Source organism: Bradyrhizobium sp. Rc2d (assembly GCF_900099855.1).
Classification (GTDB): Bacteria; Pseudomonadota; Alphaproteobacteria; order Rhizobiales; family Xanthobacteraceae; genus Bradyrhizobium.
In genome coordinates this window covers 714,687-738,943 of sequence record NZ_FNCU01000001.1, presented here as the reverse complement: position 1 = coordinate 738,943, position 24,257 = coordinate 714,687, and the positions used below count along the sequence as shown (strand labels likewise).

Sequence of the window (24,257 nt, the reverse complement as noted above, 5' to 3'; positions counted from 1 at the left end):
AACCCTTACGCCAGGCCGCGGAACAAGAGCGCCGGATCGCGCTCGGGATCGATACGCAGCCTGACCCCGCCCCATTCGATGCGGGACTGTTCGCCGGTGAGGAGGTTTTCGAGTGCCGTCACATGGTGTCGCTGCCCGCCGGCGTCAACGGTGATGTCGCCGAGCGGCAGCCAGAATTCGCGCACATGGCGCGACAGCGCGATCACGACGATGACCGTGTTGGCGGGCTCGGCTGCCTCCTTGGCGAAGGCAATGGATTCGCCATCCTCCACGCCGAGGAAGCGCAAATTGGCCGTTTGCCGGAGCGCCGCATTCTCGTTGCGGATACGATTGAGCGCGGTGATGTAGGGCTTGATGTTGCCGGGCTTGTCCCAGTCGCGCTGCTTGATCTGGTATTTTTCGGAATCCAGATATTCTTCGCGGCCGGGAATCGCCTCGTGCTCCAAGAGCTCGAAGCCGCTGTAGACGCCGTAATTGCCCGACAGCGTCGCGGCCAGCGCGAGGCGCGACTTGAACGCCCAGGCTTCGCCGCTCTGGAGGTGATAGGGCAGCAGGTCCGCTGTGTTGACGAACAGGTTCGGTCGATAGAAGTCGCGTTCGGGATAGCGCGTCAGCTCGCCGAGATATTGCTCCAGCTCCCACCGCGAGGTGCGCCAGGGGAAATAGGTGAAGGACTGCGCAAAGCCGAGCTTGGCGAGGCCCTTCATCAGCTTTGGCCGGGCGAAGGTCTTGGAGAACAGGATCACCTCGGGGTGGCGGCGGCGGATGTCGCGGATCAGCCATTCCCAGAACGGAAGCGGCGCGGTGTCGTGATTGTCGATGGCGAAGATGGTCACACCATGGTCGATCCAGAACAGCATGGCATCGCGAAACGCGTTCCACAGTCCAGCCCTGTCGACGGAGTTGAAATCTGGGATGACGATGTCCGAATAGGGGCCATCCGCCGTTCGCACCGAGCGATCCGGCCGCCACTTGAACCATTCCGGATGCTGCGTCAGCCAGGAATGGTCCGGCGAGCATTGCACGGCGAAGTCGAGCGCGAGCTCGAGGCCGTATTCCAGGCAGGTCGCAACCAATGCGCGGAAATCCTCGATGGTGCCGAGCTCGGGATGCAGCGCATCGTGGCCGCCTTCCGTCGTGCCGATCGCATAGGGCGAGCCTGGATCGCCTGCACTCGCCACCTGCGCATTGTTGTTGCGGCCCTTGCGGCGGGTGTGGCCGATCGGGTGGATCGGCGTGAAGTAGAGCACGTCAAAACCCATCGCGGCGATGTCGGGCACGCGGGCGATGCAATCGCGAAGCGTGCCATGCTGGCCGGGGATCCGGCTCTGGCTGCGCGGCATCATTTGGTACCAGGCGCCAAAGCGCGCCTTGTCGCGGTCGATGATCAGCGGAAAAAGGGCCGAGCGGGTGAGGTCGGGCCGCGACTGGCTCTCGGCCATGGCTTCGCCGAGCTCGGTTGCGAGCAGCGGGCCGACGTCGCCGCTCTGCAGATAGTCCTCGCACTGCCTGATGATGACCACTGCTGCGTCTTGCCGTGCGCCATGCGCCTTGGTCAAGAGGCCGGCGCCCTCGATCGCGTCGAGAGTGACGTCCGCACCGGAGCGTTGTTTGCGCGCGACGCCGTGGGACCAGGTGGCGAACTCGTCGGTCCAGGCTTCGATGGCGTAGATGTATTGACCGGCCTCGGTCGGGACGAAGGCGCCCGACCAGCGGTCATTGCCATGATGGCTCATCGGCTCACGCTGCCATTCGCGGTCCTGCTCATGGCGCCACAGCAGTGCGGCACCGATCACCGCATCGCCGTCGCGATAGATGTCGGCCCAGACCTCGACCCGGTCGCCCGCGATCCGCTTCACGGCGAAGCGGCCGCCATCGATCAAGGGATAGATGTCTTCGATGAGGAAAGCGCTGCCGGCTGCGGCACTTTCGACAGTTTGAATTGTCTTGTTCACGGTGATGCCATTGACAAGAAAGCAGGGGGCCCGTTTCCCTTGTCGGGAACCTACGCTTGATACCTATATAAAAAGCCGCTTGTGTGTCATTAGTTCCGGCGGGGAACGGCAGGCGCGGTTTGTGAGTTAAGCCCGACTAACGTCTTTCGCTGCCTCGTTAAATCGATGCCCCCGGCAAAAGGGTGGCCTGCAACCTGCGTGCCGAATGGATCTCATAACTCAAGCCCGGATCAAGGGCGTCCAGTCCGAATTCATCGATGCCCTGGGTAAGCTGCGGGTCACCGACCCCGTGGCCCTCAAATCCATCCTCGACGCCCTGCCCGAGAAGCGGGTTTACCGCTTCGTTGGCGGGCCGGTCGTGGTGCGCGCCTTAGGGCATCCGCGGACGGAATTGGCGGCCATCGGTGCGCCGCCGCTGCAATGGAAATTGGCCGCAAACGGCAAATCGATCGCGCAAGGCGAGACGCGCGAGCCCGTGATCGCCTGGCCGGCCGGCCTGCCGCTCGGCTATCACCGTTTGACGCTGACCGATGCCGAAGGTGTGACGGAAGAGGTGCCGATGATCGTGGCGCCCGAGCGCGCCTTCGGCGGCGATTTCGACCGCGGCTGGCTGCTCGCCGTGCAGCTGTACAGCGTCCGCTCCAACCGCAATTGGGGTATCGGTGACTTCACGGACTTGGCCGACCTCGTCCGGCTCGCCAAGCAATTGGGGGCCGACGGTGTCGGGCTCAATCCGCTGCATGTGCTATTCGACGACCACCCCGCCGATTGCAGCCCCTATTCGCCGAACAGCCGGCTGTTTCTCAATCCGCTCTATATCGACGTCGCGGCGATCCCGGAATTTGCGCCCGACCTCGTGCCGGATGCCGCCGCGACCGCAGCGCGGCTGCGCGAGGGCGACCGTGTGCCGTACGCGGACATGGCAGCGTTGAAATGGCTGGGCCTGCGCGCTGCCTTCAACAGTTTCGTGACGAGCGCGAGCGAAGCGCGCCGCCGGGAGTTTGACGCCTTCCGCGCCGCCCGCGGCCCGCTGTTGTCCCGCTTTGCCTGCTTCGAAGTGCTGCGTCATCGCTTCACCGTGCCTTGGTGGGAATGGCCGGTGGAATGGCAAAAGCCCGACGATGCGACATGCGCTGCGCTGCGCAATGGGTCCGACATGCGCGACGTCGAGTTCGTCGAATTCGTGCAATGGACGGCTGACAGCCAGTTGCATGCGGCCAAGGAGCTGGCCAGCCAGCTCGGCATGCCGGTCGGGCTCTATCTCGACGTTGCCGTCGGCGTGCAGTCCAATGGTTTCGATGCCTGGAACGAGCAGATGGCGATTTCGCGCCATCTCGCCGTCGGCGCGCCGCCCGATGTGCTCAATACCGTCGGCCAGGACTGGGGTCTTGCCGGCTTCAACGCGGGCGGCCTGGAGGCCCAATCCTTCGTGCCGTTCGCCGACATGCTCGCGGCCTCGATGCGCCATGCAGGGGCGATCAGGCTCGATCACGTGCTCGGCTTGAAGCGACTTTATCTGGTGCCGCGCGGTTTCAAGCCCGACAACGGTGCCTATGTGCAGATGCCGTTCGAGGCGCTGCTGGCGGCGGTGGCGTGCGAGAGTGCGGCTCATAAATGCATCGTGATCGGCGAGGACCTCGGCACGGTGCCGGAAGGCTTCCGCGAAACCATGCAGGATTTCGGCATCTGGTCCTACCTCGTCATGATGTTCGAGCGCGACGATGCCGGCCACTTCCGCAATGTCGACCACTACCGGCCCAACGCACTCGTCACGCTGAATACGCACGACCTGTCGACCTATGCCGGCTGGCGCTCCTTCAGCGACCTCAAGATGAAGCTTTCGCTCGGGATCGATCCCGGCGAAAGCGAGCAGGCGCGCTGGGACGCGCTCGGCAGGCTCGACGAGATTTTGCGCCAGAACGGCATCAACACCAACGATCTCTATTCCGTGCTCGCCTTTCTGTCGCGCACGCCATCGCGGCTGCTCGCGGTGTCGCTGGAGGATCTGCTCGGCGTGATCGACCAGCCCAACATCCCCGGCACGATCGACGAGCATCCGAACTGGCGCCAGCGGCTTCCTGTTATACTCGACAAGATCGCCACCAAGGTCGATCTCGCGGCTTTGAAGGCTGCGACGCGGGAACGTTCATTGACCGGCGGGAGTTGAACAGCCGGGGCTTCTCAGGCTCGAACGACATTGTCTCAGAGGATCGAGGACTATGCGCTGATAGGCGACTGCGAGACCGCGGCGCTGGTCGGGCGCAACGGCTCGATCGATTGGTTGTGCTGGCCGGCCTTCGATTCCGACGCCTGCTTTGCCGCGATCCTCGGCACGCACAAGAATGGTCGCTGGCTGATCGCACCGAACGTGGATGTCACCGCTACGTCCCGCCGCTATCTCGGCAATACCCTCATCCTCGAAACCCGCATCGAGACGAAGAGCGGCACCGTCGCGCTGATCGACTTCATGCCGCCACGCGGCAAGGCATCCGACATCGTGAGGCTGGTCCGCGGTATCAGCGGCGCGGTGAAGATGCGGATGCAGCTCGTCATCCGCTTCGGCTTCGGCGCCGATATTCCCTGGGTGCGGCGGATCGATCATTCTCTGATGGCAATCGCCGGCCCGGACATGATTGTGCTGCGCACGCCTGTCGAGACCCGCGGCGAAGATCTGACCACGGTTTCTGACTTCGAGGTGACGTCCGGCCAGACCATACCCTTCGTGCTGACCTACGGGCCCTCGCACATCGAGCCGCCGGCGCCGATCGACCCGGAGATCGCGCTCCAGGAGACCGAAAGATTCTGGCACGACTGGTGCAGCCGTTGCACTCGCGACGGCGGCTATCACGATCTCATCGTACGTTCGCTGATCACGCTGAAGGCGCTGACCTTCGCCCCGACCGGCGGCATCGTGGCGGCACCCACCACCTCATTGCCGGAAAAGCTCGGGGGCAGCAGGAACTGGGACTATCGCTTCTGCTGGCTGCGCGATGCCACCTTCACGCTGCTTGCGCTGATGAACTCGGGCTATACCGAGGAAGCCCTGGCCTGGCACAATTGGCTCTTGCGCGCCGCCGCCGGCTCGCCCTCGAACATGCAGATCATGTACGGCATCTGGGGCCATCGGCGGCTCTTGGAATGGGAGGCGGGCTGGCTCGGCGGCTATGGTGGCGCCCGGCCGGTGCGCATCGGCAATGCCGCGCATGCGCAGCTCCAGCTCGACGTCTATGGTGAGCTGATCGATGTATTTCATCAATCGCGCATGGCCAAGCTCAAGCTCGATGAGCAGAGCTGGGCGCTGGAATGCGCGGTGCTCAATCATCTCGCCGAGGTCTGGGACCGGCCCGATCACGGCATCTGGGAGCGCCGCGGCCAGCCCAAACACTACGTATTCTCCAAAGTCATGACCTGGGTCGCCTTCGACCGCGGCATCAAGAGTGCGGAGACCTTCGGCTTCAAGGCGCCGCTGCTGCACTGGCGGGCCTTGCGCGAGGCCATTCATCGCGACGTCTGCAACAACGGTTTCGACGCGGACGAAAACACGTTCGTCGAGTCATACGGCACGAAGCTGCTCGATGCCAGCGTGCTGCTGCTGCCGGCGGTAGGTTTCCTGCCGGCGGCCGATCCGCGCATCTGCGGCACCATCGCTGCTGTCGAGAAAGGCCTGATGCACGACGGCTTCGTGCTGCGGCACGATCCGCGCGAGGTGCCTGCGGGTCAGCCGCCGCTCGAAGGCGCGTTCCTGGCATGCACGCTGTGGCTGGCCGATGCCCATGTGCTGTCGGGTAATATCGACAAGGCGCAAGTCTTGTTCGATCGCGTGGTGGGCATCGCGAACGATGTCGGGCTGCTGGCGGAGGAATACGATTCCGTGGCGCGGCGCCAGACCGGCAACTTCCCGCAGGCGCTGACCCACATCGCACTGATCAACACCGCACATAATCTGTCGGCGGCCAGGCGGGAGAGCGAGAAGCCGGCCGTGCAGCGGTCGCAGTAAGGTGAGCGCGTAACAGTGCCAAGTGCGGTGAAATGCGGCTTGATCGCTGCCAGGGCGGAGGTGCGCCCCCTCTCTCCCGCTTGCGGGAGAGGGTTGGGGAGAGGGTGCTTCCACAATGGGACAATCCCCACGAGGAGAAAGCCCTCACCCGCCGCTACGCGGCGACCTCTCCCGCAAACGGGAGAGGTGAACGAGCGGCAGCCCCCTTAACCAACCCCATTCAGCTTCAAGATCATCTCCATCGCCTCGGCAAAACCATCCTGCTCGTTGGTCGCGGTGACGTGGGTGGCGTGGTCCTTGACGTTGTCGGTGGCATTGCCCATGGCAATCGAGACGCCGCTGACGCGGAACATCGCGAGGTCGTTCTGCATGTCGCCGATGGTCGCGACGGCCTCGGTCGCAATGCCCACGCGCTTGGCAATGGCCTGCACGAAGGTGCCTTTGTTGAAGCCGGGCGGGGTGATGTCGAGATAGTAGGTTTGCGAGCGCACCGCGGTGGCCTCGCTGCCGAGCGCCTCCTGCATCGCCTTCTCGCAACGCTCGAGGCCGGCGGCATCGGCACTGGCGCCGACGATCTTGCAGGCGCTCGCAAGGTACGGCGAAAAATCCGTCACGATGGTCGGATCGGCGCGGATCGTGCGCTGCTCATGCGCGACATAGCTGCCCTCGGGATTGTCGATCAGCCATTTGTCGGTGGTGAAGAGCCACGCGTCGGCGCCGAATTCGCGCAGGATTCGCAACGACCGCTCGGCCGCGCCCGCTGCGATGAGGTGCTGTTCGACCGGTCTCATCTCGGGATCGACGATCGAGGAGCCATTGAACGGCCCGACCGGCAGCCAGAGCGCCAGCGGCTCGATCAGGAAGCGCATGCCGATCGCGGGCCGGCTGGAGGTGATGGTGAAGCCGATGCCCGCCTGGTGCAGCCGCTGCACGGCAGACCTCGCACGCTCCGTCAGCGTCTTGTCCTTGGTCAGCAGCGTGCCGTCGACGTCGGAGACGACCAGTGAGATCTTCGTCATGGCATGACCTTAAGGTTCAGGTTTCTTGAAGGTTCAGCTTCCTGGCCTCAGCGCCTGGCCCCACCCAACCTCAATTGCCGCACCACGCCGTCCACGATCGCCTCGACGGATTCGTCGATCGAGACGGTGATGGCGTGCTCGCCGGCTTCCGGCGGCTCCAGCGTGTTGAACTGGCTGGTCAGCAGCTCGGGCGGCATGAAATGACCCTTGCGGTGCGCGAGCCGCTCGGCGATCAGCTCCTTGGTGCCCTTCAGGAAGACGAAGCGGACGTCGTCGCGACCACGCAGCAGCACGTCACGATAGGCGTGTTTCAGCGCCGAGCAGGCGATGATGACGTGCTCGCCGCGCCCGCAGACCCGTGCGATCTCGTCGGCGATGGCGTTGAGCCAGGGCCAGCGGTCTTCGTCGGTGAGCGGATGGCCCGCCTTCATCTTCTCGACATTGCTGGCGGGATGAAAGCTGTCGCCGTCCTCGAAGCGCCAGCCAAGGCGCTGGCGGAGCGCTTCCGCGATCGTGCTCTTGCCCGAGCCAGACACGCCCATCACGATCAATGCACAAGGTGCTTCAACGCCCGCCACGAATTCCCTCCGGAAGCGCGTCCTGGTCGACCAGCCAGACGGTCTCACCATTCGAGCGCGCGCGTAACGCCGGCAGAGTCTCGCCATTGAGGAGGCGCGTCAAGATCGCCTGCTTGTCGTGCCCGGCAATCTCGAACAGCATTTCGCGGCAGGAGGCCAGAACGGGCAAGGTGAGCGAGACCCGCGGCACGAAAGGCGCGACATTGGCCTTGGGCACCCCGATGACCCAGCGTTCGGTCTCCTCGATTTCGGGATAGCCGGGAAACAGTGAGGCGGTGTGGCCGTCCGGCCCCGCGCCCATCAGGACCATGTCGAACAGCGGCCGCGCCGGATCGAGCCGGTCCGCGTCGTAGAAGGCTTGCAGCTCGCGCGCATAGGCCTCGGCGGCGCGATCGGGATTTTCGGTCGTGGTCGGGATCGGGTGGATATGGCCTGCGGGGGCACTGCGATCAAGAAATGCCGCGCGGGCCACTGCCATGTTGTTGAGGGGATCGCTTTCCGGCACGAAACGCTCGTCGCCGATGAACCAGTGCACGCGCTCCCACGGAATTTTTTCGCGCCAGGCATCGCTGCCGAGCAACTGATAGAGCTTCTTCGGGCTGGAGCCGCCGGTAAGGCAGATTGCGATGCGCGCGGGGTTGGCGGCGATCCGCGCCATCACCCGTTCGGCCGCGGTCTGCGCCAGCGCCTCGGCGTCGGCCGCGACGATCAGCTTCGGCTGCTCGGCCGTCATCACGAGTACTTCCGCCAGCTTCGTCCATCGCGCCGGAGCAGTTCGTCCGCGCAGGCCGGGCCATCGCTGCCGGCTTGATAGGTCTCGATGCCGTTGGTGCCCGCACTTTTCCAGGCGTCCAGGAACGGCTGCACCGCCTGCCATCCCGCCTCGATACCGTCGGCGCGCTGGAACAGGATGTTGTCGCCGATCATGCAGTCGTAGAGCAGCGTCTCGTAGCCGGTCGAGGGATCGGCACGGAAATAGTCACCATAGCGGAACTTCATTTCGACGCCGTCGATGGTGACGCTCGGTCCCGGGATCTTGGCGTTGAACTGGAGCTCGATGGTCTCGGTCGGCGCGATGCCGATGGTGAGGAAGTTCTGCGACAGGCGGTCGACTGTCGTGCCTGAGAACATCGACAGCGGCGCCTGCTTGAACTTGATCGCGACCTCCGTGCGCTTGTGGCCCAGCGCCTTGCCGGTGCGCAAATAGAACGGCACGCCGGCCCAGCGCCAATTGTCGATCATCAGTTTCAGCGCGACAAAGGTTTCGGTGGTGCTGCCGGGCTTGACGTCCGCCGTCGTGCGATAGTCCGGAATCTCCTCGTCGCCGACGCGGCCCGCGAGATACTGCGCGCGCACCGAGCTCTTCAGCGCTTCTTCTTCGCTCGGCCGCTGGATCGCGGTGAGCACTTCGGCCTTCTCGGAGCGGACCGAATGCGCGTCGAAGCGGCTCGGCGGCTCCATCGCCACCAGCGACATCAGCTGGAACAGATGGTTCGGCACCATGTCGCGAAGCGCACCAGTGGCATCGTAGAAGCCGCCGCGGTGGCCGACGCCGAGCTTCTCCTCCACCGTGATCTGGACGTGGTCGATATGGTTGCGATTCCAGATCGGCTCGAACATGCCGTTGGCGAAGCGCAGCACCAGGATGTTCTGCACCGTCTCCTTGCCGAGATAATGATCGATCCGGTAGATCTGGTGCTCGTCCATGATCTTCAGCAGTTCGGCATTCAGCGCGCGCGCCGAGGCGAGATCGGTGCCGAACGGCTTCTCGATCACCAGCCGCCGCCAAGCGCCGTTCTGCTTCGTCAAGCCGGTGCGTCCGAGCTCGCGCGCGGTCGGCGCGAAAGCCGCGGGCGGGGTCGCGAGGTAGAACAGCCGGTTGCCGCCGGTGCCTCGCGCGCATTCCAGCGAATCCAGATGCTCGCGCAAGCGATCGAAGGAGGGCGGATCCTTCGCATCGGCCTCGACGAAAGTCACGCATTGCAGCAGCTGTTTTGCGACGTCGTCGTCGACCGGGCGGGTTGCAAATTCGCGCAGGCCCTTCATCAGGCTGTCACGCAACTCGCCATCCGATTGAGCCTTGCGACCCACGCCGACGACGCAGAATTTCTCCGGCAAAAGGTCTTCGGCGGCGAGATTGTAGAGCGATGGCATCACCAGCCGATGGGTCAGGTCGCCGGTCACGCCAAAGATGACGAAGGCGCAATTTTCCGGCTTGCGCTTTGGCTGCGGGTCTTTTGTCACGAATTGTCGGCCTTCGCTTGAGTAGGTTTTACTTCGGCTTCGGTGCGCCGGGCTGCTTCGGCTCCTTGTGACCGCCGAACCCTGCGCGCATCGCGGAGAGAATTTTCTCGGCAAAGGTGTGTTCCTTGCGGGAACGGAAACGTGTGTAGAGGGCCGCGGTCAGGACCTCGGCAGGCACCGCCTCGTCGATCGCCGCATTCACGGTCCAGCGTCCTTCGCCGGAATCCTCGACGAAGCCGGAATATTCCGACAATGCCGGGCTATCGGCGAGCGCCGTCGAGGTGAGGTCGAGCAGCCAGGACGGGATCACGCTGCCGCGCCGCCACACCTCGGCAATGTCGGCGAGATCGAAATCGTAGCGATGGTCCGCCGGCAGCGCCTCGATATTGGCGTTCTTGAGGATGTCAAAACCTTCGGCATAGGCCTGCATCAAGCCGTATTCGATGCCGTTATGGATCATCTTGACGAAATGGCCGGCCCCGACGGGGCCTGCATGGATGTAGCCCTGCTCGATGCGGGGATCGCGGCCATCGCGCCCCGGCGTGCGCGGAATGTCGCCGGCACCGGGCGCCAGTGCGGCGAAGATCGGATCGAGCCGGTCGACCACCGGTTTCTCGCCGCCGATCATCATGCAATAGCCGCGGTCGAGGCCCCAGACGCCGCCTGACGTGCCGACGTCGACATAGTGGATGCCGCGCTCCTTCAGCGCCTTGCCGCGGCGGACGTCGTCCTGCCAGAAGGTGTTGCCGCCGTCGATGATGACATCGCCAGCCTGCATCACGCCCGCGATCGTGTCGATCGTGGTCTCGGTGATGCGCCCCGCCGGCAGCATCACCCAGGCCGTGCGCGGCCGCTCCAGTTTCGAGATGAATTCCTCGAGCGTCGCGGAACCGACTGCGCCGTCCGCGGCCAGGCCGGCGACGGCCTTGGCGTCCTTGTCGTAGACCACGGTCGAATGGCCGTGACGCATCAGGCGGCGAACGATGTTGCCGCCCATCCGGCCGAGGCCGATCATGCCGAGTTGCATGTGAAAGCTTCCTTTAGTTCAGTGCATCGTTAAGCGCCGCATTGAGCGCCACGAGACCTTTCTTGAGCCCGCCCTTGAGGTGGACGCGCAGCGCGCGCCGGCCACGTTCGGTGAGCACGTCGAAATCGCCGCGCGCCTGCGCCGCCTTGATCACACCAAAGCTCGCCTTCTGGCCCGGCACCGGAAGGTCCTTGCCGTCGTCTGCCGTGATCTGGAGGAACACGCCGCTGTCGGGTCCGCCCTTGTAGGCCTGCCCCGTGGAGTGCAAGAAGCGCGGTCCGAACTCAGCGCAGGTCGCGACATGCCGCTTCTCGCGCACTTCGAGCCGCATGGCCTGGAGCGCGTCGATGGTCGCCTTGTCCCGCGCGATGTAGCCGAGCAGGGCGACATAGTCGCCATGACCCGAGCGCGACAGATGCGCCTTCAGCCAAGACGTGAGGTCGCCATTGGCGCCGGCGGCACGCAGCGCCGTGGCGTTGGCCTCATCGGTGTAGAGATCGGCCTCATCGGTGCTGACCACCGGCTCCTCGGCCGGCAGGGCGCCGGTCTTCTCGAACTCCGAAGTGAGCTCGCGGGTCTTGATCTTGGCCGCTTCCACGTCCGGTTGGTCGAACGGGTTGATGCCGAGAATGCTGCCGGCCACGGCCGTCGCCATCTCGAAGCGGAAGAACTCCTGGCCGAGATGGTCGATCGACTTCATGACGATGCGCGCCACGGGATGGCCGGCCGCCTCGATCGCGGCAAGCTTGGAATCATGGGCGGCGTCCGCCTCACCGTCGATGCGGATGTCGATGAAGAACCGGTCGTTGCCGTAGATTGCGGGTTCGCCCAGCGGCTCGCCTTCGATCGGGATCAGGCCCTTGCCCTCCTTGCCGGTCGATTCCGCGATCAGCTGCTCGGCCCAGGCGCCGAAATCGGCGATCTTCTTCGATGACAAGATCGTCACCTTGTCGCGGCCTTCGAGGCCGGCGAGGCCCATGGCAAGGCCGAGCTGTACGCCCGGGTTCTCGGATGGCGGCACGTCCGGCCCGCAGGAGCGGGCCATCGCGAGCGCATGCTTGACGAAGGTCTTGACGTCGATGCCCGCGGTCGCCGCCGGCACCAGGCCGAACGGCGAGAGCACCGAATAGCGGCCGCCGATCGTGGGCTCGCCATGGAAGATGCGGGCGTAGTTCAGCTTCTTTGCCGCCTTCTCCAGCGACGAGCCGGGATCGGTGACCGCGATGAAGCGATGGCCGGTCTTCACCTTCGGCCCGACCGCCTTGGCAACCTGCTCATGGAAATAGTCCTTCATCGCGTTCGGCTCGGTGGTGCCGCCGGACTTGCTGGAGACGATGAAGACGGTGTTGGCGATGTCGATCTTCGCCTCCATCGCCCGCACCTGCGCCGGATCGGTGGAATCCAGCACATGCAGTTTCGGGAAGCCGGGCTTTTTCCCAAAGGTCTCGGCCAGCACCTCCGGCCCGAGGCTCGATCCGCCCATGCCGAGCACGACGGCGTCCGAGAATTTTTGGCCCTTCACGCGGCCCGCATAGTCCTCGTAGTCGGCGATGTCGGCCTGGGCGGCGCTGTCGAGCCAGCCGAGCCATTTGTCCTCATCGGTGCCGGTCCAGACCGACTTGTCGCGCTGCCACAGCCTGCGGATCTTGGCGGATGCGCGCCATTCCTCGGTGCTCTTGGCCACGGCCTTGCCGAGCCCGTCACCGAGCGAGAGAAGCTGGCGGTCGAGCGCGGGCCCGAGCACGACGGCGCGCTTATGGGCGACGGCGCCGTAGAGCTTGTCGGCGGCGTCGGCGAACAGCTTGACGCCGTCCTTGACGAGTTCCTCGGTGATCGCATCGAGCGAGATGCCGGAGCGCTCCAGCTCCTCCAGCACGCGCCTTGCGTCGTCGACATTCTCCTCCAGGGTGTCGCGCAGCTTGCCATGGTCGCGGAACGCCTCCAGCGTCGCCGGCGGCATCGTGTTGATGGTGTCGGGGCCGATCAGCTCCTCGACATAGAGGACGTCGCTGTAGTCCTTGTTCTTGGTGCCGGTGGATGCCCACAGCATGCGCTGCGGCTTGGCGCCCTTGGCCGCGAGCTTCTCCCAGCGCGGGCCGGAGAACAGGCGCTTGTAGTCCTGATAGGCGAGCTTGGCATTGGCGATCGCGACCTTGCCCTTCAGCGCTGCGAGGCGCTCCTTTTCGCTGGGGTCATTGGCGCGGGCGATCTTCTCGTCGAGCTGCTTGTCGACCAAGGTGTCGATCCGGCTGACGAAGAAGCTCGCGACGCTCGCCACATGCGACGGATCGCCGCCGCCCGCGACGTATTTTTCCAGGCCGGCGAGGTAGGCCTCGGCGACATCAAGATAGACCTCCTTGGAGAACAGCAGCGTGATGTTGATGCTGATGCCCTCGCCAATGAGCTGCTCGATCGCCGGCAGGCCCTCCGGCGTCGCCGGCACCTTCACCATCAGGTTCTTGCGATCGACGTCCTTCCAGAGCCGTCGCGCCTCGGCGACCGTGCCGGCCGTGTCCATCGCCAGATAGGGCGAGACCTCCAGGCTGACATAGCCGTCGCCTCCATTGAGGCGGTCGTAGACCGGGCGCAGCACGTCGGCGGCGTTCTGGATGTCCTCGACCGCGACGGCCTCGAACAGGTCGGCCACGGTCCGGTCGCCGCGTTTCAGCGCCTTGCCGATCGAGGCGTCATATTCGTCCGAACTGCCGATCGCTTTCTCGAAGATCGAGGGATTGGAGGTGACGCCCTTGACGCCGTCGGTGTCGATCAGTCGCTTCAGGTCGCCCTTGGCGATGAAGCCGCGGGCCAGGAAGTCCAGCCAGACGGCTTGTCCGTGCTTTTCCAGTTCTTTGACGGGATTCATGATGTTTATTTAATCTCCAAGCCTGCGGGCGAGGGGTTTCCGCGCCGGTCCTGACGCGATATCCTCTAGCCTACATGCTCCCGGGAGGGAACCAATCAAGAGGATAAGCGTCATACCCTCGGGTGTAACTCCGTCGCGATCATGGCGATCCAGGCGGCCGTGGGTGTGTTGCGTAAAGGGCGTTGGCTGGGAAGACTCGGCCGGCGGTTTCGTTGCGTAACGCCAGCCGGCCCGGGGGGAAGCATGCACGCACATCATGGTGGTGCTCGCTGTCACTGACAGTCCTCCGCATCGGCAATGAATTTCTGCCGTCGGATTTGATTGCAGAGATCTCTGCTGAAGAATGTCGCGACCACAAGATGATCGTGCTGAGCCGACGCCGGCCTTGCGGCCGATTTTGGTACACTGATGCGCTCTTGCCGCGACGGTCACGCAGCCGACGGTCCATGCACTGCATTGCAGCAGGAAGATGAACGCGGCGCTCAAGGCTTCGCCGTACAAGCGTCATAAGATCGCCGCTGGCAGATCGCTATGCTGCAGCGCCGGATGGTCCAATCCCCGGTAATGCCCGGATGTTGCGACCAAGTGACATTTCCTGGAAATGAGCCAATATGGATGTAGATTCGCTCAAATTACAGGCATGTGCCTGTTCGTAACTCAACGAGTGCCTACGTTGTGCATTGCGTCGAGTCGTCGCCCGGGTGTCCAATGATCGTCATGTGCTCACGCTGATTCGAAACGGCCTGAGGAACGGTCCGGTAACTGCTTTCGTTTCAGCTTGTAGCGGAACTCACGCGGAGAGGGATCATGTACAACGATTCTCTATTCAATGCTTTCGCTCGGTCGTTCGAGGCGAGAAGCCAGCACGACATGTCGATGGCGGAATATCTGGAATCGTGTCGAAGCGATCCCATGAAATACGCGAATGCGGCCGAACGACTACTAGCGGCGATCGGTGAGCCTCAGACGATTGACACGGCCAAGGACCCACGCCTTGGCCGCATTTTTTTGAACCGCACGATCCGCACCTATCCGGCCTTCGCCGGCTTCTACGGCATGGAAGAAACCATCGAGCGCATCGTCGGCTTCTTCCGTCACGCCGCGCAAGGCCTCGAAGAGCGCAAGCAGATCCTCTATTTGCTCGGCCCGGTTGGCGGCGGCAAATCATCGCTCGCCGAGCGGTTGAAGTCGCTGATGGAAGTGCAGCCTATCTATGTGCTGAAGGCCGGCGACGAACTCTCGCCCGTGTTCGAGAGCCCGCTCAGCCTGTTCGATCCCGATCAGCTCGGGCCGATGCTGGAGGAGAAGTACGGCATTCCGCGCCGCCGCCTCACCGGCCTGATGAGCCCGTGGTGCTACAAGCGGCTGGAATCCTTCGGCGGCGACATCTCGCAATTCCGCGTTGCCAAGATCCAGCCGTCGCGGCTGCGCCAGATCGCGGTCGCCAAGACCGAGCCCGGTGATGAGAACAATCAGGACATCTCCTCGCTGGTCGGCAAGGTCGACATCCGCAAGCTCGAGACCTACGCGCAGAACGATCCCGACGCCTACAGCTATTCCGGCGGCCTCAACCGCGCCAACCAGGGCATCCTCGAATTCGTCGAGATGTTCAAGGCGCCGATCAAGATGCTGCATCCGTTGCTGACCGCGACGCAGGAAGGCAACTACATCGGCACCGAGAATATCGGCGCGATCCCCTTCACCGGCATCATCCTCGCGCACTCCAACGAAGCCGAGTGGTCGAGCTTCAAGGCCAACAAGAACAACGAGGCGTTCATCGACCGCATCTGCGTCATCAAGGTGCCGTACTGCCTCAGGGTCACCGAAGAGCAGAAGATCTACGAGAAGCTGATCCAGGGTTCCGAGCTCGCCTCGGCTCCTTGCGCGCCTTCGACGCTGGAGACCCTGGCGCGGTTCTCGGTGATGTCGCGCCTGCGCAAGCACGAGAACTCCACCCTGTTCGGCAAGATGCGGGTCTATGACGGCGAGAGCCTGAAAGAGTCCGATCCGAAGGCGCGCAGCGTCCAGGAATATCGCGATGCCGCCGGCGTCGACGAGGGCATGGACGGTGCCTCCACCCGCTTCGCCTTCAAGGTTCTGGCTGCGACCTTCAACCACGACCCGCAGGAGGTCGCCGCCGACGCCGTGCACCTGATGTACGCGCTGGAACAGGCGATCCGCCGCGAGCAGCTTCCGGAGGAAACCGAGAAACGTTATCTCGAATTCATCAAGGCGGAGCTCGCGCCGCGCTATGCCGAATTCATCGGCAACGAGATCCAGAAGGCCTATCTCGAATCCTACTCCGATTACGGCCAGAATCTGTTCGACCGCTACGTCGACTATGCCGACGCCTGGATCGAGGATCAGGACTTCAAGGATCCCGACACCGGCCAGCTGCTGGATCGCGAGTTGTTGAACCAGGAACTGACGAAAATCGAGAAACCGGCGGGCATTGCCAACCCGAAGGACTTCCGCAACGAGGTCGTCAAATTCTCGTTACGCTCGCGGGCCCAGAACGCTGGCAAGAATCCGACCTGGACCTCCTACGAGAAGATTCGCGACGTGATCGAAAAGCGGATATTCTCCCAGGTCGAGGACCTGCTTCCGGTCATCTCCTTCGGGTCGAAGAAGGACGGCGAGACGGAGAAGAAGCACGGCGAGTTCGTCGCACGCATGGTGGAGCGCGGCTACACCGAGCGTCAGGTTCGCCGGCTCGTCGAATGGTACATGCGCGTGAAGCAGGCCGGTTAAGGCGGATGGGACAGTGGCCATTCACATTATTGACAGGCGCCTGAATCCAGGCGGCAAGAGTCTTGAGAACCGGCAGCGGTTCTTGCGTCGGGCCAAATCCCTGGTGCAGGGCGCCGTCAAGAAGACCTCGCAGGAACGCGACATCAAGGATGTCCTGGAGGGTGGTGAGGTCACGATCCCGCTCGACGGCATGCACGAGCCGCGTTTCCGCCGCGAGGGCGGCACGCGCGACATGGTGCTGCCCGGCAACAAGAAGTTCATCGAGGGCGACTATCTCCAGCGCTCCGGCCAGGGCAGCGCCAAGGATTCCGGTCCCGGCGAAGGCGATAGCGAGGACGCGTTCCGCTTCGTGCTGAGCCGCGACGAGTTCGTCGACCTCTTCCTCGACGACCTCGAGCTGCCGGATCTTGCCAAGCGCAAGATCGCGCAGACCGAGAGCGAGGGCATCCAGCGCGCCGGCTACACCACCTCGGGCTCACCCGCCAACATCTCGGTGAGCCGGACGGTGCAGCTCGCGCTCGCCCGCCGCATCGCGCTCCGGCGTCCCCGCAAGAGCGAGATCGATGAGCTGGAAGCCGAGATCGCCGCCTGCACCGACGAGGACGTGCGAGCCGAGCTGCTGGCCAAGCTCGAAAAGCTCAAGGCGAAGTCCAAGCGCATCCCCTTCATCGATCCGCTCGACATCCGCTATCGCCGCTTCGAGACCGTGCCGCGGCCGGTGGCGCAGGCCGTGATGTTCTGCCTGATGGACGTCTCGGGCTCGATGTCCGAGCACATGAAGGATCTGGCCAAGCGCTTCTACATGCTGCTCTACGTGTTCCTGAAGCGCCGCTACAAGCATGTCGAGATCGTCTTCATCCGCCACACCGACCGCGCCGAGGAGGTCGACGAGCAGACCTTCTTCTACGGCCCGGCCTCGGGCGGCACGCTGGTGTCCAGCGCGCTCCAGGCGATGCACGAGATCGTGCGCGAGCGTTTCAATCCGGCGGACTGGAACATCTACGCCGCGCAAGCCTCCGACGGCGACAATTCCTATTCCGACGGCGAGCTCACGGGCCTGCTGCTGACCGACAAGATCCTGCCGGTCTGCCAGTTCTTTGCCTATCTCGAGGTCGGCGAGTCCGGCGGCAGCGCCTTCGATCTCTCCGATTCCTCGCTCTGGACCCTCTATGAACGCCTGCGCAGCGGCGGCGCATCGCTCTCGATGCGCAAGGTCTCGGAGCGCAGCGAGATCTTTCCGGTGTTCCACGACCTGTTCCAACGCCGCGAAACCAGCCAGGAGAAGGCCGCTCCATGACGGAACGCTTGTTCGAAGGCGCGGATTGGGATTTTCGCACCTTGCAGCGCATCACCGATGCCTGCGAGGAGGTCGCGTTGAAGGATCTCGGCCTCGACGTCTATCCGAACCAGATCGAGGTCATCACCGCCGAGCAGATGCTGGACGCGTACTCGTCGGTCGGCATGCCCTTGTTCTACAAGCACTGGTCGTTCGGCAAGCATTTTGCGTTTCACGAGGCCTCCTATCGCAAGGGACTGATGGGCCTTGCCTATGAGATCGTGATCAACTCCTCGCCCTGCATCTCCTACCTGATGGAGGAGAACACGGCGACGATGCAGACGCTGGTGATCGCGCACGCGGCCTTCGGCCACAACCACTTCTTCAAGAACAACTATCTGTTCAAGCAATGGACCGATGCTGACGGCATCCTGGATTATCTCGACTTCGCCAAGAATTATGTCGCAAGCTGCGAAGAGCGCTACGGCCGCATCGAGGTCGAGCGCACGCTCGACGCTGCACACGCGCTGATGTCGCACGGCATCGACCGCTATCCCGGCAAGAAGAAGCTCGATTTGCGCGCCGAGGAGAAGCGGGCAGGGCGCCGCCGCCAGCATGAGGAGGAGGTCTTCAACGACCTCTGGCGCACCACAGTCCCGAAGGGCGCCGCGAAGAGCCGGTCCGCGCTCAGCATCGAACGCCGCCGCAAGCTGCTCGGCCTGCCGCAGGAGAATTTGCTCTATTTCCTGGAGAAGAGCGCGCCGCGGCTGGCGCCCTGGCAGCGCGAGCTGCTGCGCATCGTTCGCCACATCGCGCAATATTTCTATCCGCAGAGCCAGACCAAGGTTATGAACGAGGGGACGGCGACCTACGTCCACTACCGCATCATGACCATGCTGCACGAGCGGGGCCGCATCTCCGACGGCAACTTCCTCGAATTCCTGGGATCGCACACCAACGTGGTGTTCCAGCCCGAGTTCGACGATCCACGCTTCTCCGGCTTCAATCCCTATGCGCTCGGTTTTGCCGTGATGCAGGACATCGAGCGCATCGTCAGCAAACCGGACGACGAGGACCGCGAATGGTTCCCGGACATTGCCGGCAAGGGCGACGTGATGGGCGTGCTGCGCGACGTCTGGGCCAATTACCGCGACGAAAGTTTTATCGGCCAGTTCCTAAGCCCCAGGCTGATGCGGCACTTCCGCATGTTCCACCTGCATGACGATCCCGAAGAGCGCGCGGGAATCCGGGTCGATGCAATCCACGACGAGCGCGGCTTTCGCCGCGTCCGCCGCGAGCTGGCGCGGCAGCATGACGTCGGCTTCATCGACGCCAATATCGAGGTGGTCGATGTCGATCTCTCCGGCGACCGCCGGCTGATCCTGCATCACCACGTCATCAAGGGCTCGCAGCTCAACGAGACCGACGCCAAGCGCGTGCTTCAGCACCTGGCCGATCTCTGGACCTACGACGTCTCGTTGATCGAGGTCGACGCCAACGACAAGGTCCTGCGCGAATACGTCGTAAGCCCGCGCCCGATCCCGGCGGCGGTAGCGTAAGGAGGCTAGCCGCTAGCTCCTAGAGCGCGATGAAACTGGCCCTTGTGATTACCGCGAGGCAGATGCGCTCCCTCCCCCGCTTGCGGGGGAGGGCTGGGGAGAGGGTGTCTCCGCAGTGGGACTCCCCCAGAGGAGAGAGCCCTCACCCGCGCCTTCGGCGCGACCTCTCCCGCAAGCGGGAGAGGTTGAAGCCAGCCCGCGGCTCATCCTTCGAGACGCCCGCCTTTGGCGGGCCCTCAGGATGAGGACGGAATGCGCGGCAGCACTTTCAACGGGCACAGATGCCGATTAGCCTCATCCTGAGGAGACCGCGGCGCGGTCGTCTCGAAGGACGAGGCGGTTGCTTTGGCCGTCGCCAAGAATTTACATCAAACTAGGTCGATCGTTTGGTCGGCTTCTTCTTGGCCTTGGACGCATTCAACTCCACCGCCGCGCGAATAAGCGCCTTCAACGCCTTCTCGTTGATCTTCTCGCCCTCGCGAATATCGATCGCGCGGCGCACGTTGCCGTCGAGGCTGGAGTTGAATAGCCCCGCGGGATCCTCCAGCGCAGCACCCTTGGCAAAGGTCATCTTCACCACTTCCTTGTAGGTCTCGCCGGTGCAGATGATGCCGTCGTGCTCCCACACGGGAACGCCGCGCCATTTCCATTCCTCGACGACATCAGGGTCGGCTTCCTTGATCAGGCCACGGATCCGCCCCAGCATCTCGCCGCGCCAGTCGCCAAGCTCCTTGATCCTGCCGTCGATCAGCTTGGAGGGGGAAGCCCCATTCGCTTCCTTCGCGCCAGCCTTCTTCGCCGTCACAGCCTTCTTCATCATCTCGCCTCGTTCACGCGTTGCTGCGGCTGACATAGGGCCGCGCGAACAGATATAACCCGGTCGCGAGCAACGGAATGAGTGGGACGAGCGCCAGGAAGCCGATCCACACCGCCTGGACCTGAATGATCATCGCCACGATGTTCGCGATGACGGCGAGCGTGAAAGCCATCGACAGCCAGCGATGAATCTGCCGAATCCACATGTGTGTGCTCATTGGACCTCCCTGTACATTGATCGGAATGGACGGCCGGCGGAGCTAGCCCGTCCGCGCCAGTAGCTCATCGAGCTTGGCAAAAAACTGCTTCCAGCCGGCATGCGCGCCGCCAAAAGCCTGCTTCTGCGTCGGGCTGAAGCCCGCTTGCTCGACGCGCAGATGCGTACCGGAGCCGATCGGCGTCAGCGTGAAGGTCACGACGCTTTTCAGGTCGAACGCCGCATCCTCATGCGAGAAATTCCAGGTGTAGGCGAGCGTCTTCTGCGGCTCGATGGTGAGCACTTCGCAGTCGAGCACGCCGCCCCATTCGCCGCGCAGAGTGAAGCGATGGCCGACGACCGGCTTGAAGTCGTTCTTCATCAGCCATTCCTCGATCAGATGCGGCTGCGTCAGCGCGCGCCAGAGCCGATCCGCCGGAAAGGCAAATTCGCGTTCGACGACTACGGAGCGTGTTTCAGTCATTGGTCCATCCTCTTCAGGAGATCGTCGAGCGCATCGAGCCGGTTCTGCCAGAAGCCGGCCATCTGGCTGGTCCAGTCGATCAGCGGATTGAGCGCACCGGGCTGCGCGCTGTAATGGGTCTGGCGTCCCTCGTGGCGGTCGCGCACGAGGCCGGCCTGCTTCAAGGCGCCGAGATGCTTCGAGACCGCCGGCTGGGACACGCCCGACCGCGCCGTCAGTGCCCCGACCGTCTGCTCGCCCTCCCGGCACAGCCGTTCGAAGATCGCCCGCCGCGTCGGATCGGCGAGTGTCCTGAATAGGAGGTCGTGAGTGGCGGACATGCGAGATCCATAACCAGGAAGTTATGGATCAATTCATAACTATAGAGTTATGGGTAAGTCAAGTGCGAGATGTGGCTCTCGCTCGCGCAACGCGCTCCGCCGTCATTGCGAGCGTAGCGAAGCAATCCAGAATTCCTCCTCAGAGACAGCCTGGATTGCTTCGTCGCAAGGGCTCCTCGCAATGACGGAAAACGTGGCGGCGCCGCGCAGCCTTACGGCCGCAGGTACAAATACCCCTGCGCCTGCAGCTCAGCCAAACGGACCACGCCGCCGTTCTCCGCGCTGACGAAGCCCGGCAACAACTCCTTCAGTGAGACGTTTTGCGCCTTCATCGTGTTGCCGCAGGCGGCGAGCTCGACGCCGTCCTTGGAGAAATCACCGACACGCTTGCTGACGTCGGGGGTGGCCTGCGCCGCGTGAAACGCCTTCAGCGCCGGTCCGTGGATCACCAGCGCGATCGTGACATGGTCGGGGCCACCGACGCCGTCGATGTGGTTCTGGATGTTGCCGAGCACGAAATTGACCTTCTCGGCGTCGCTGAGGTGATAGGCCACCCTGAGCTTGTTGCCCGCGTTGGCATCAGTGGCGGCTTGTGCACGCGAGGCGCCAAAGGCCGCGCCCAAAGCGGAGACGGCGCTCCACAACATGTTCCGGCGATTCATGGCGCTCTCCCTCGACCAAGACTTTGCCGGACACATATCATTTGTGGCGCAGCGCTGCGAGTTCCTTGCGGTCGGTCACGAGCAATGCGCACTCGCTGGTGTCGGTGCGGTCGAGGCGGAAGATCTTGTCGTCGGCGCCGGCGACCAGCGATTGCTCCGCCTCGTCATCCGGCTTGTTGTTCTGCCAGACCCTGACCTGTTCGAGCCGGATGATCGCGGACTTGTTGTCCTTGGAGAGCGCCACCTCGATCCCGCCGCCCTCGCAGTCGACGCCGCAGCCCATGCGGACCTCGTCCCCCTGACTGAGAAGCACCGCATGACTGCCGCACGAGCCGCTGGAGTCGAAGTCGCCCGAGCGATGGCGATAGCGAAAACCGAGGCGGAAGGAATTGTGCAGCTGCTTGTCCTCCTTGTCGGCTTCCGCCGAGATCAGCAGCTTCATGGAAGCGACCTTCTGCTTGGGATGCCGCGCCAGATGCTCGGCATCGTAGCGGCGGACGAAGCAGGCATAGGCCTTGTCAGCAGGCGCTCCCGCATAGAGTCGCGCGTTGAAGGCGTCGGCTTCTGGCTTTGTGGTCTCCCGAACCTTGTCCTCATCGGCGTGGGCAACGCTGGTTAGCGCAGCCAAAGTGAGGGCAGCAAAGATGGAGAGCTTCATGATGACCTCGAGCGCGTGACAACCTGCCGCAGCAGGACAGAACTCCTGTCCGTTAGACGCAGGCGAGGTGCATCGCGTTCAAGCTTCAGAAGTCGCTTCGTGCGAGCATCGCGGCGCCGACTTGGGCCAGTGGTTTCGCGCCGGGTCTTAGTCATTGATGGGATCAAGAAGGTTCAAGCGGTGTGGCGCCTTGATGCTTCGGAACCCGATGCCGGCGATTGCTGCGACATTGTCTTGGTTCGTCAATGTGATAGCTTTCACAGACGACCGCCTTTGGCAGTCGTAAGCTGGGACTGCCTTGTAAGCTGTGGAGTCCCCCGCATGGGCGAAATTCGCAACTTCAGATCCGGCAACCAGGATGAGCCGCCTCCACACGGCCCCATGCCTCGCCGTCTTGCGGCGATCATCGTCGGTGACATCGCTTCCTACAGCCGCATCATGCAGGCCGACGAGGAGGGGACGCATGTCCGCGTCAAGCGCATCGAGCGCGATATCATCCAGCCCACCATCATCGAGCACCATGGAAGTCTGGTGAAGACGACGGGCGATGGCTTCATCGCCATTTTCGATAGCCCTGTTGAGGCCGTTCGCTGCAGTATCGTCATCCAGCAGAACCTCATCGGCCGCAACGCCTCGCTTCCGAAGCATTCGCGCCTCGAATACCGGATTGGCGTCAATCTCGGCGATGTGATCGTAGAGCCGGACGATGTCTATGGCGATGGCGTCAACATCGCCACGCGCATTGAGGGCATTGCCGAGCCCGGCCAAGTCTATATCTCGGGCGCGATCTACGAGCAGATCAAGCACAAGGTGGTGTGCGGCTATGAGTCGCTCGGGGATCGCAAGGTCAAGAACATCACCGATCCGGTGCGGATCTATCGCGTGCTGCCGGATGCCGATGCGGTCGGCAGGACGCGAAGCCGGCGCGAGAGCGTCCTGCTATTTCTTCTGATCACGGCATTGCTGGTGATTGCCGGCTACGTGCTTTGGTACGTGCTGACGCAGCCCGGCAGGATGGGCGAGCAGGCCGCCACGCCAACCGCTTCCCCGGCCGCGTCACCGATCCCGCAGCCGTCGCCGCGCGAGGCGGCGACGCAGACGCCGCAACCATCTCCGTCATTGGCTTCTGCCCCTCCGTCGCCGTCACCGTCGCCCAGCCCATCGGCGACGCCACCTCGCGAACCCGAGATGATCGGCATTCGCGGCGGCAGCTTCGCGATGGGAAGCAATGACGATCCGACCGAACGGCCTGTCCACCAGGTCACGATCAAGCCGTTCTCGATCGGAAAATATCCGGTGACTGTGCAGGAATGGAACGAATGCGCCGCCGCCAAGGCGTGCGGATTCACCGCCACCGGCAAGGATGATTCCCCGGTCAGCAATGTGAGCTGGACCGATGCGCAGCAATATGCCGCCTGGCTCGCGCAGGCGACGAAGAAGCCCTACCGGCTTCCGAGCGAAGCCGAATGGGAATATGCGGCGCGCAGTGGAACGCAGACCAAATATTGGTGGGGCGACAAGCTTCAGCCAGGCATGGCCGGGTGCAAGGATTGCGGTGATCTTGCGGCCGAGCAGCCGGCCAAGGTCGGCAGCTTCAAGCCCAATCCATTCGGGCTCTACGACATGGGCGGCGGCATCGATCAGTGGGTCGAGGACTGCTGGCACAGGACCTATCAGGGCGCGCCGAGCGACGGCTCGGCGTGGAGCAGCGCGGACTGCAGCTCTCATGTCCTGCGGTCGGGCTCCTGGAAGAACGATTCAAGATATGTCCGGGCGTCAAACCGCGATGGTTACGACACCAATGTCCGTTACCCCACGCATGGATTCCGTGTCGCGCTCAGTCCATAAGTGC

General features: G+C 63.6%; 19 protein-coding genes. 6 read left to right on the top strand and 13 right to left on the bottom strand.

Translation table 11 applies throughout. From position 1 onward, the window contains the following. Positions 1-5: 5 nt before the first annotated feature. Positions 6-1,955, bottom strand: coding sequence for a maltotransferase domain-containing protein (locus BLV07_RS03435; protein ID WP_091879649.1), 1,950 nt, complete (start codon positions 1,953-1,955; stop codon positions 6-8). Between the two features lie 205 nt (positions 1,956-2,160). On the opposite strand from BLV07_RS03435, the gene malQ reads away from it, so the two are divergent. Both malQ and BLV07_RS03425 read left to right on the top strand, forming a co-directional pair. Then, positions 2,161-4,122, top strand: a complete 1,962-nt coding sequence (gene malQ / locus BLV07_RS03430) for a 4-alpha-glucanotransferase (RefSeq protein ID WP_091879646.1) — start codon at positions 2,161-2,163, stop codon at positions 4,120-4,122. A 30-nt stretch (positions 4,123-4,152) separates the two neighbouring features. Beyond that, positions 4,153-5,952: a glycoside hydrolase family 15 protein gene (locus BLV07_RS03425; RefSeq protein WP_091879643.1), complete on the top strand. Its 1,800-nt coding sequence runs from the start codon at positions 4,153-4,155 to the stop codon at positions 5,950-5,952. Between the two features lie 206 nt (positions 5,953-6,158). On the opposite strand, the gene BLV07_RS03420 is transcribed toward BLV07_RS03425, so the two are convergent. Genes BLV07_RS03420 through BLV07_RS03395 form a run of 6 tightly spaced genes read right to left on the bottom strand, consistent with a single transcriptional unit; the run spans position 6,159 to position 13,683 of the window. Next, positions 6,159-6,971, bottom strand: coding sequence for an HAD family hydrolase (locus BLV07_RS03420; protein WP_091879640.1), 813 nt, complete (start codon positions 6,969-6,971; stop codon positions 6,159-6,161). Positions 6,972-7,018: 47 nt separating this feature from the next. Beyond that, positions 7,019-7,549 carry a gluconokinase gene (locus BLV07_RS03415; protein ID WP_091879637.1) on the bottom strand — a complete coding sequence of 177 codons (531 nt, stop codon included), beginning with the start codon at positions 7,547-7,549 and terminating at the stop codon, positions 7,019-7,021. Then, positions 7,536-8,285 carry a 6-phosphogluconolactonase gene (pgl, locus tag BLV07_RS03410; protein WP_176945313.1) on the bottom strand — a complete coding sequence of 250 codons (750 nt, stop codon included), beginning with the start codon at positions 8,283-8,285 and terminating at the stop codon, positions 7,536-7,538. The genes BLV07_RS03415 and pgl overlap by 14 nt, the downstream gene beginning before the upstream one ends. Next, positions 8,282-9,793, bottom strand: a complete 1,512-nt coding sequence (gene zwf / locus BLV07_RS03405; protein WP_091879631.1) for a glucose-6-phosphate dehydrogenase — start codon at positions 9,791-9,793, stop codon at positions 8,282-8,284. The genes pgl and zwf overlap by 4 nt, the downstream gene beginning before the upstream one ends. A gap of 28 nt (positions 9,794-9,821) precedes the next feature. Further along, positions 9,822-10,820, bottom strand: a complete 999-nt coding sequence (gnd, locus tag BLV07_RS03400; protein ID WP_091879628.1) for a phosphogluconate dehydrogenase (NAD(+)-dependent, decarboxylating) — start codon at positions 10,818-10,820, stop codon at positions 9,822-9,824. A gap of 13 nt (positions 10,821-10,833) precedes the next feature. Further along, positions 10,834-13,683: a bifunctional transaldolase/phosoglucose isomerase gene (locus tag BLV07_RS03395; protein ID WP_091879625.1), complete on the bottom strand. Its 2,850-nt coding sequence runs from the start codon at positions 13,681-13,683 to the stop codon at positions 10,834-10,836. Between the two features lie 807 nt (positions 13,684-14,490). On the opposite strand from BLV07_RS03395, the gene BLV07_RS03385 reads away from it, so the two are divergent. The 3 genes from BLV07_RS03385 to BLV07_RS03375 are packed head-to-tail and all read left to right on the top strand — an operon-like array spanning position 14,491 to position 19,269. Continuing rightward, on the top strand, positions 14,491-16,434 hold the full coding sequence (locus BLV07_RS03385) for a PrkA family serine protein kinase (RefSeq protein WP_091879622.1): 1,944 nt from the start codon (positions 14,491-14,493) through the stop codon (positions 16,432-16,434). A 19-nt stretch (positions 16,435-16,453) separates the two neighbouring features. Continuing rightward, positions 16,454-17,731, top strand: coding sequence for a YeaH/YhbH family protein (locus BLV07_RS03380; RefSeq protein ID WP_176945340.1), 1,278 nt, complete (start codon positions 16,454-16,456; stop codon positions 17,729-17,731). Then, positions 17,728-19,269: a SpoVR family protein gene (locus BLV07_RS03375; protein WP_091879616.1), complete on the top strand. Its 1,542-nt coding sequence runs from the start codon at positions 17,728-17,730 to the stop codon at positions 19,267-19,269. The genes BLV07_RS03380 and BLV07_RS03375 overlap by 4 nt, the downstream gene beginning before the upstream one ends. Before the next feature lie 373 nt (positions 19,270-19,642). On the opposite strand, the gene BLV07_RS03370 is transcribed toward BLV07_RS03375, so the two are convergent. The 6 genes from BLV07_RS03370 to BLV07_RS03345 all read right to left on the bottom strand — a co-directional run bounded on the left by BLV07_RS03370 (position 19,643) and on the right by BLV07_RS03345 (position 22,405). Next, complete coding sequence (locus tag BLV07_RS03370) at positions 19,643-20,086, bottom strand: DUF1801 domain-containing protein (RefSeq protein WP_091880347.1); 444 nt, start codon at positions 20,084-20,086, stop codon at positions 19,643-19,645. Positions 20,087-20,099: 13 nt separating this feature from the next. Continuing rightward, positions 20,100-20,303: a hypothetical protein gene (locus tag BLV07_RS03365; protein WP_176945312.1), complete on the bottom strand. Its 204-nt coding sequence runs from the start codon at positions 20,301-20,303 to the stop codon at positions 20,100-20,102. A 42-nt stretch (positions 20,304-20,345) separates the two neighbouring features. Further along, positions 20,346-20,765 carry an SRPBCC family protein gene (locus tag BLV07_RS03360; RefSeq protein WP_091879610.1) on the bottom strand — a complete coding sequence of 140 codons (420 nt, stop codon included), beginning with the start codon at positions 20,763-20,765 and terminating at the stop codon, positions 20,346-20,348. Then, on the bottom strand, positions 20,762-21,085 hold the full coding sequence (locus BLV07_RS03355) for an ArsR/SmtB family transcription factor (RefSeq protein ID WP_091879607.1): 324 nt from the start codon (positions 21,083-21,085) through the stop codon (positions 20,762-20,764). Before BLV07_RS03355 ends, BLV07_RS03360 begins: the two co-directional genes overlap by 4 nt. Positions 21,086-21,297: 212 nt before the next feature. Beyond that, entirely contained in the window at positions 21,298-21,747 is a 450-nt protein-coding gene (locus BLV07_RS03350; protein WP_091879604.1) for a DsrE family protein, read from the bottom strand. A 37-nt stretch (positions 21,748-21,784) separates the two neighbouring features. After that, complete coding sequence (locus tag BLV07_RS03345) at positions 21,785-22,405, bottom strand: hypothetical protein (protein WP_091879602.1); 621 nt, start codon at positions 22,403-22,405, stop codon at positions 21,785-21,787. A 321-nt stretch (positions 22,406-22,726) separates the two neighbouring features. On the opposite strand from BLV07_RS03345, the gene BLV07_RS03340 reads away from it, so the two are divergent. Next, positions 22,727-24,253 carry an SUMF1/EgtB/PvdO family nonheme iron enzyme gene (locus tag BLV07_RS03340; protein WP_091879599.1) on the top strand — a complete coding sequence of 509 codons (1,527 nt, stop codon included), beginning with the start codon at positions 22,727-22,729 and terminating at the stop codon, positions 24,251-24,253. Positions 24,254-24,257 lie beyond the last annotated feature (4 nt).

Bases quoted from the DNA above. Each gene is read 5' to 3' on its own strand.
- malQ (WP_091879646.1), top strand. From the start codon at position 2,161: ATGGATCTCATAACTCAAGCCCGGATCAAGGGCGTCCAGTCCGAATTC.
- BLV07_RS03420 (WP_091879640.1), bottom strand. From the start codon at position 6,971: ATGACGAAGATCTCACTGGTCGTCTCCGACGTCGACGGCACGCTGCTG.
- gnd (WP_091879628.1), bottom strand. From the start codon at position 10,820: ATGCAACTCGGCATGATCGGCCTCGGCCGGATGGGCGGCAACATCGTT.
- BLV07_RS03395 (WP_091879625.1), bottom strand. From the start codon at position 13,683: ATGAATCCCGTCAAAGAACTGGAAAAGCACGGACAAGCCGTCTGGCTG.
- BLV07_RS03385 (WP_091879622.1), top strand. From the start codon at position 14,491: ATGTACAACGATTCTCTATTCAATGCTTTCGCTCGGTCGTTCGAGGCG.
- BLV07_RS03375 (WP_091879616.1), top strand. From the start codon at position 17,728: ATGACGGAACGCTTGTTCGAAGGCGCGGATTGGGATTTTCGCACCTTG.
- BLV07_RS03370 (WP_091880347.1), bottom strand. From the start codon at position 20,086: ATGAAGAAGGCTGTGACGGCGAAGAAGGCTGGCGCGAAGGAAGCGAAT.
- BLV07_RS03365 (WP_176945312.1), bottom strand. From the start codon at position 20,303: ATGAGCACACACATGTGGATTCGGCAGATTCATCGCTGGCTGTCGATG.
- BLV07_RS03360 (WP_091879610.1), bottom strand. From the start codon at position 20,765: ATGACTGAAACACGCTCCGTAGTCGTCGAACGCGAATTTGCCTTTCCG.
- BLV07_RS03355 (WP_091879607.1), bottom strand. From the start codon at position 21,085: ATGTCCGCCACTCACGACCTCCTATTCAGGACACTCGCCGATCCGACG.
- BLV07_RS03350 (WP_091879604.1), bottom strand. From the start codon at position 21,747: ATGAATCGCCGGAACATGTTGTGGAGCGCCGTCTCCGCTTTGGGCGCG.
- BLV07_RS03345 (WP_091879602.1), bottom strand. From the start codon at position 22,405: ATGAAGCTCTCCATCTTTGCTGCCCTCACTTTGGCTGCGCTAACCAGC.
- BLV07_RS03340 (WP_091879599.1), top strand. From the start codon at position 22,727: ATGGGCGAAATTCGCAACTTCAGATCCGGCAACCAGGATGAGCCGCCT.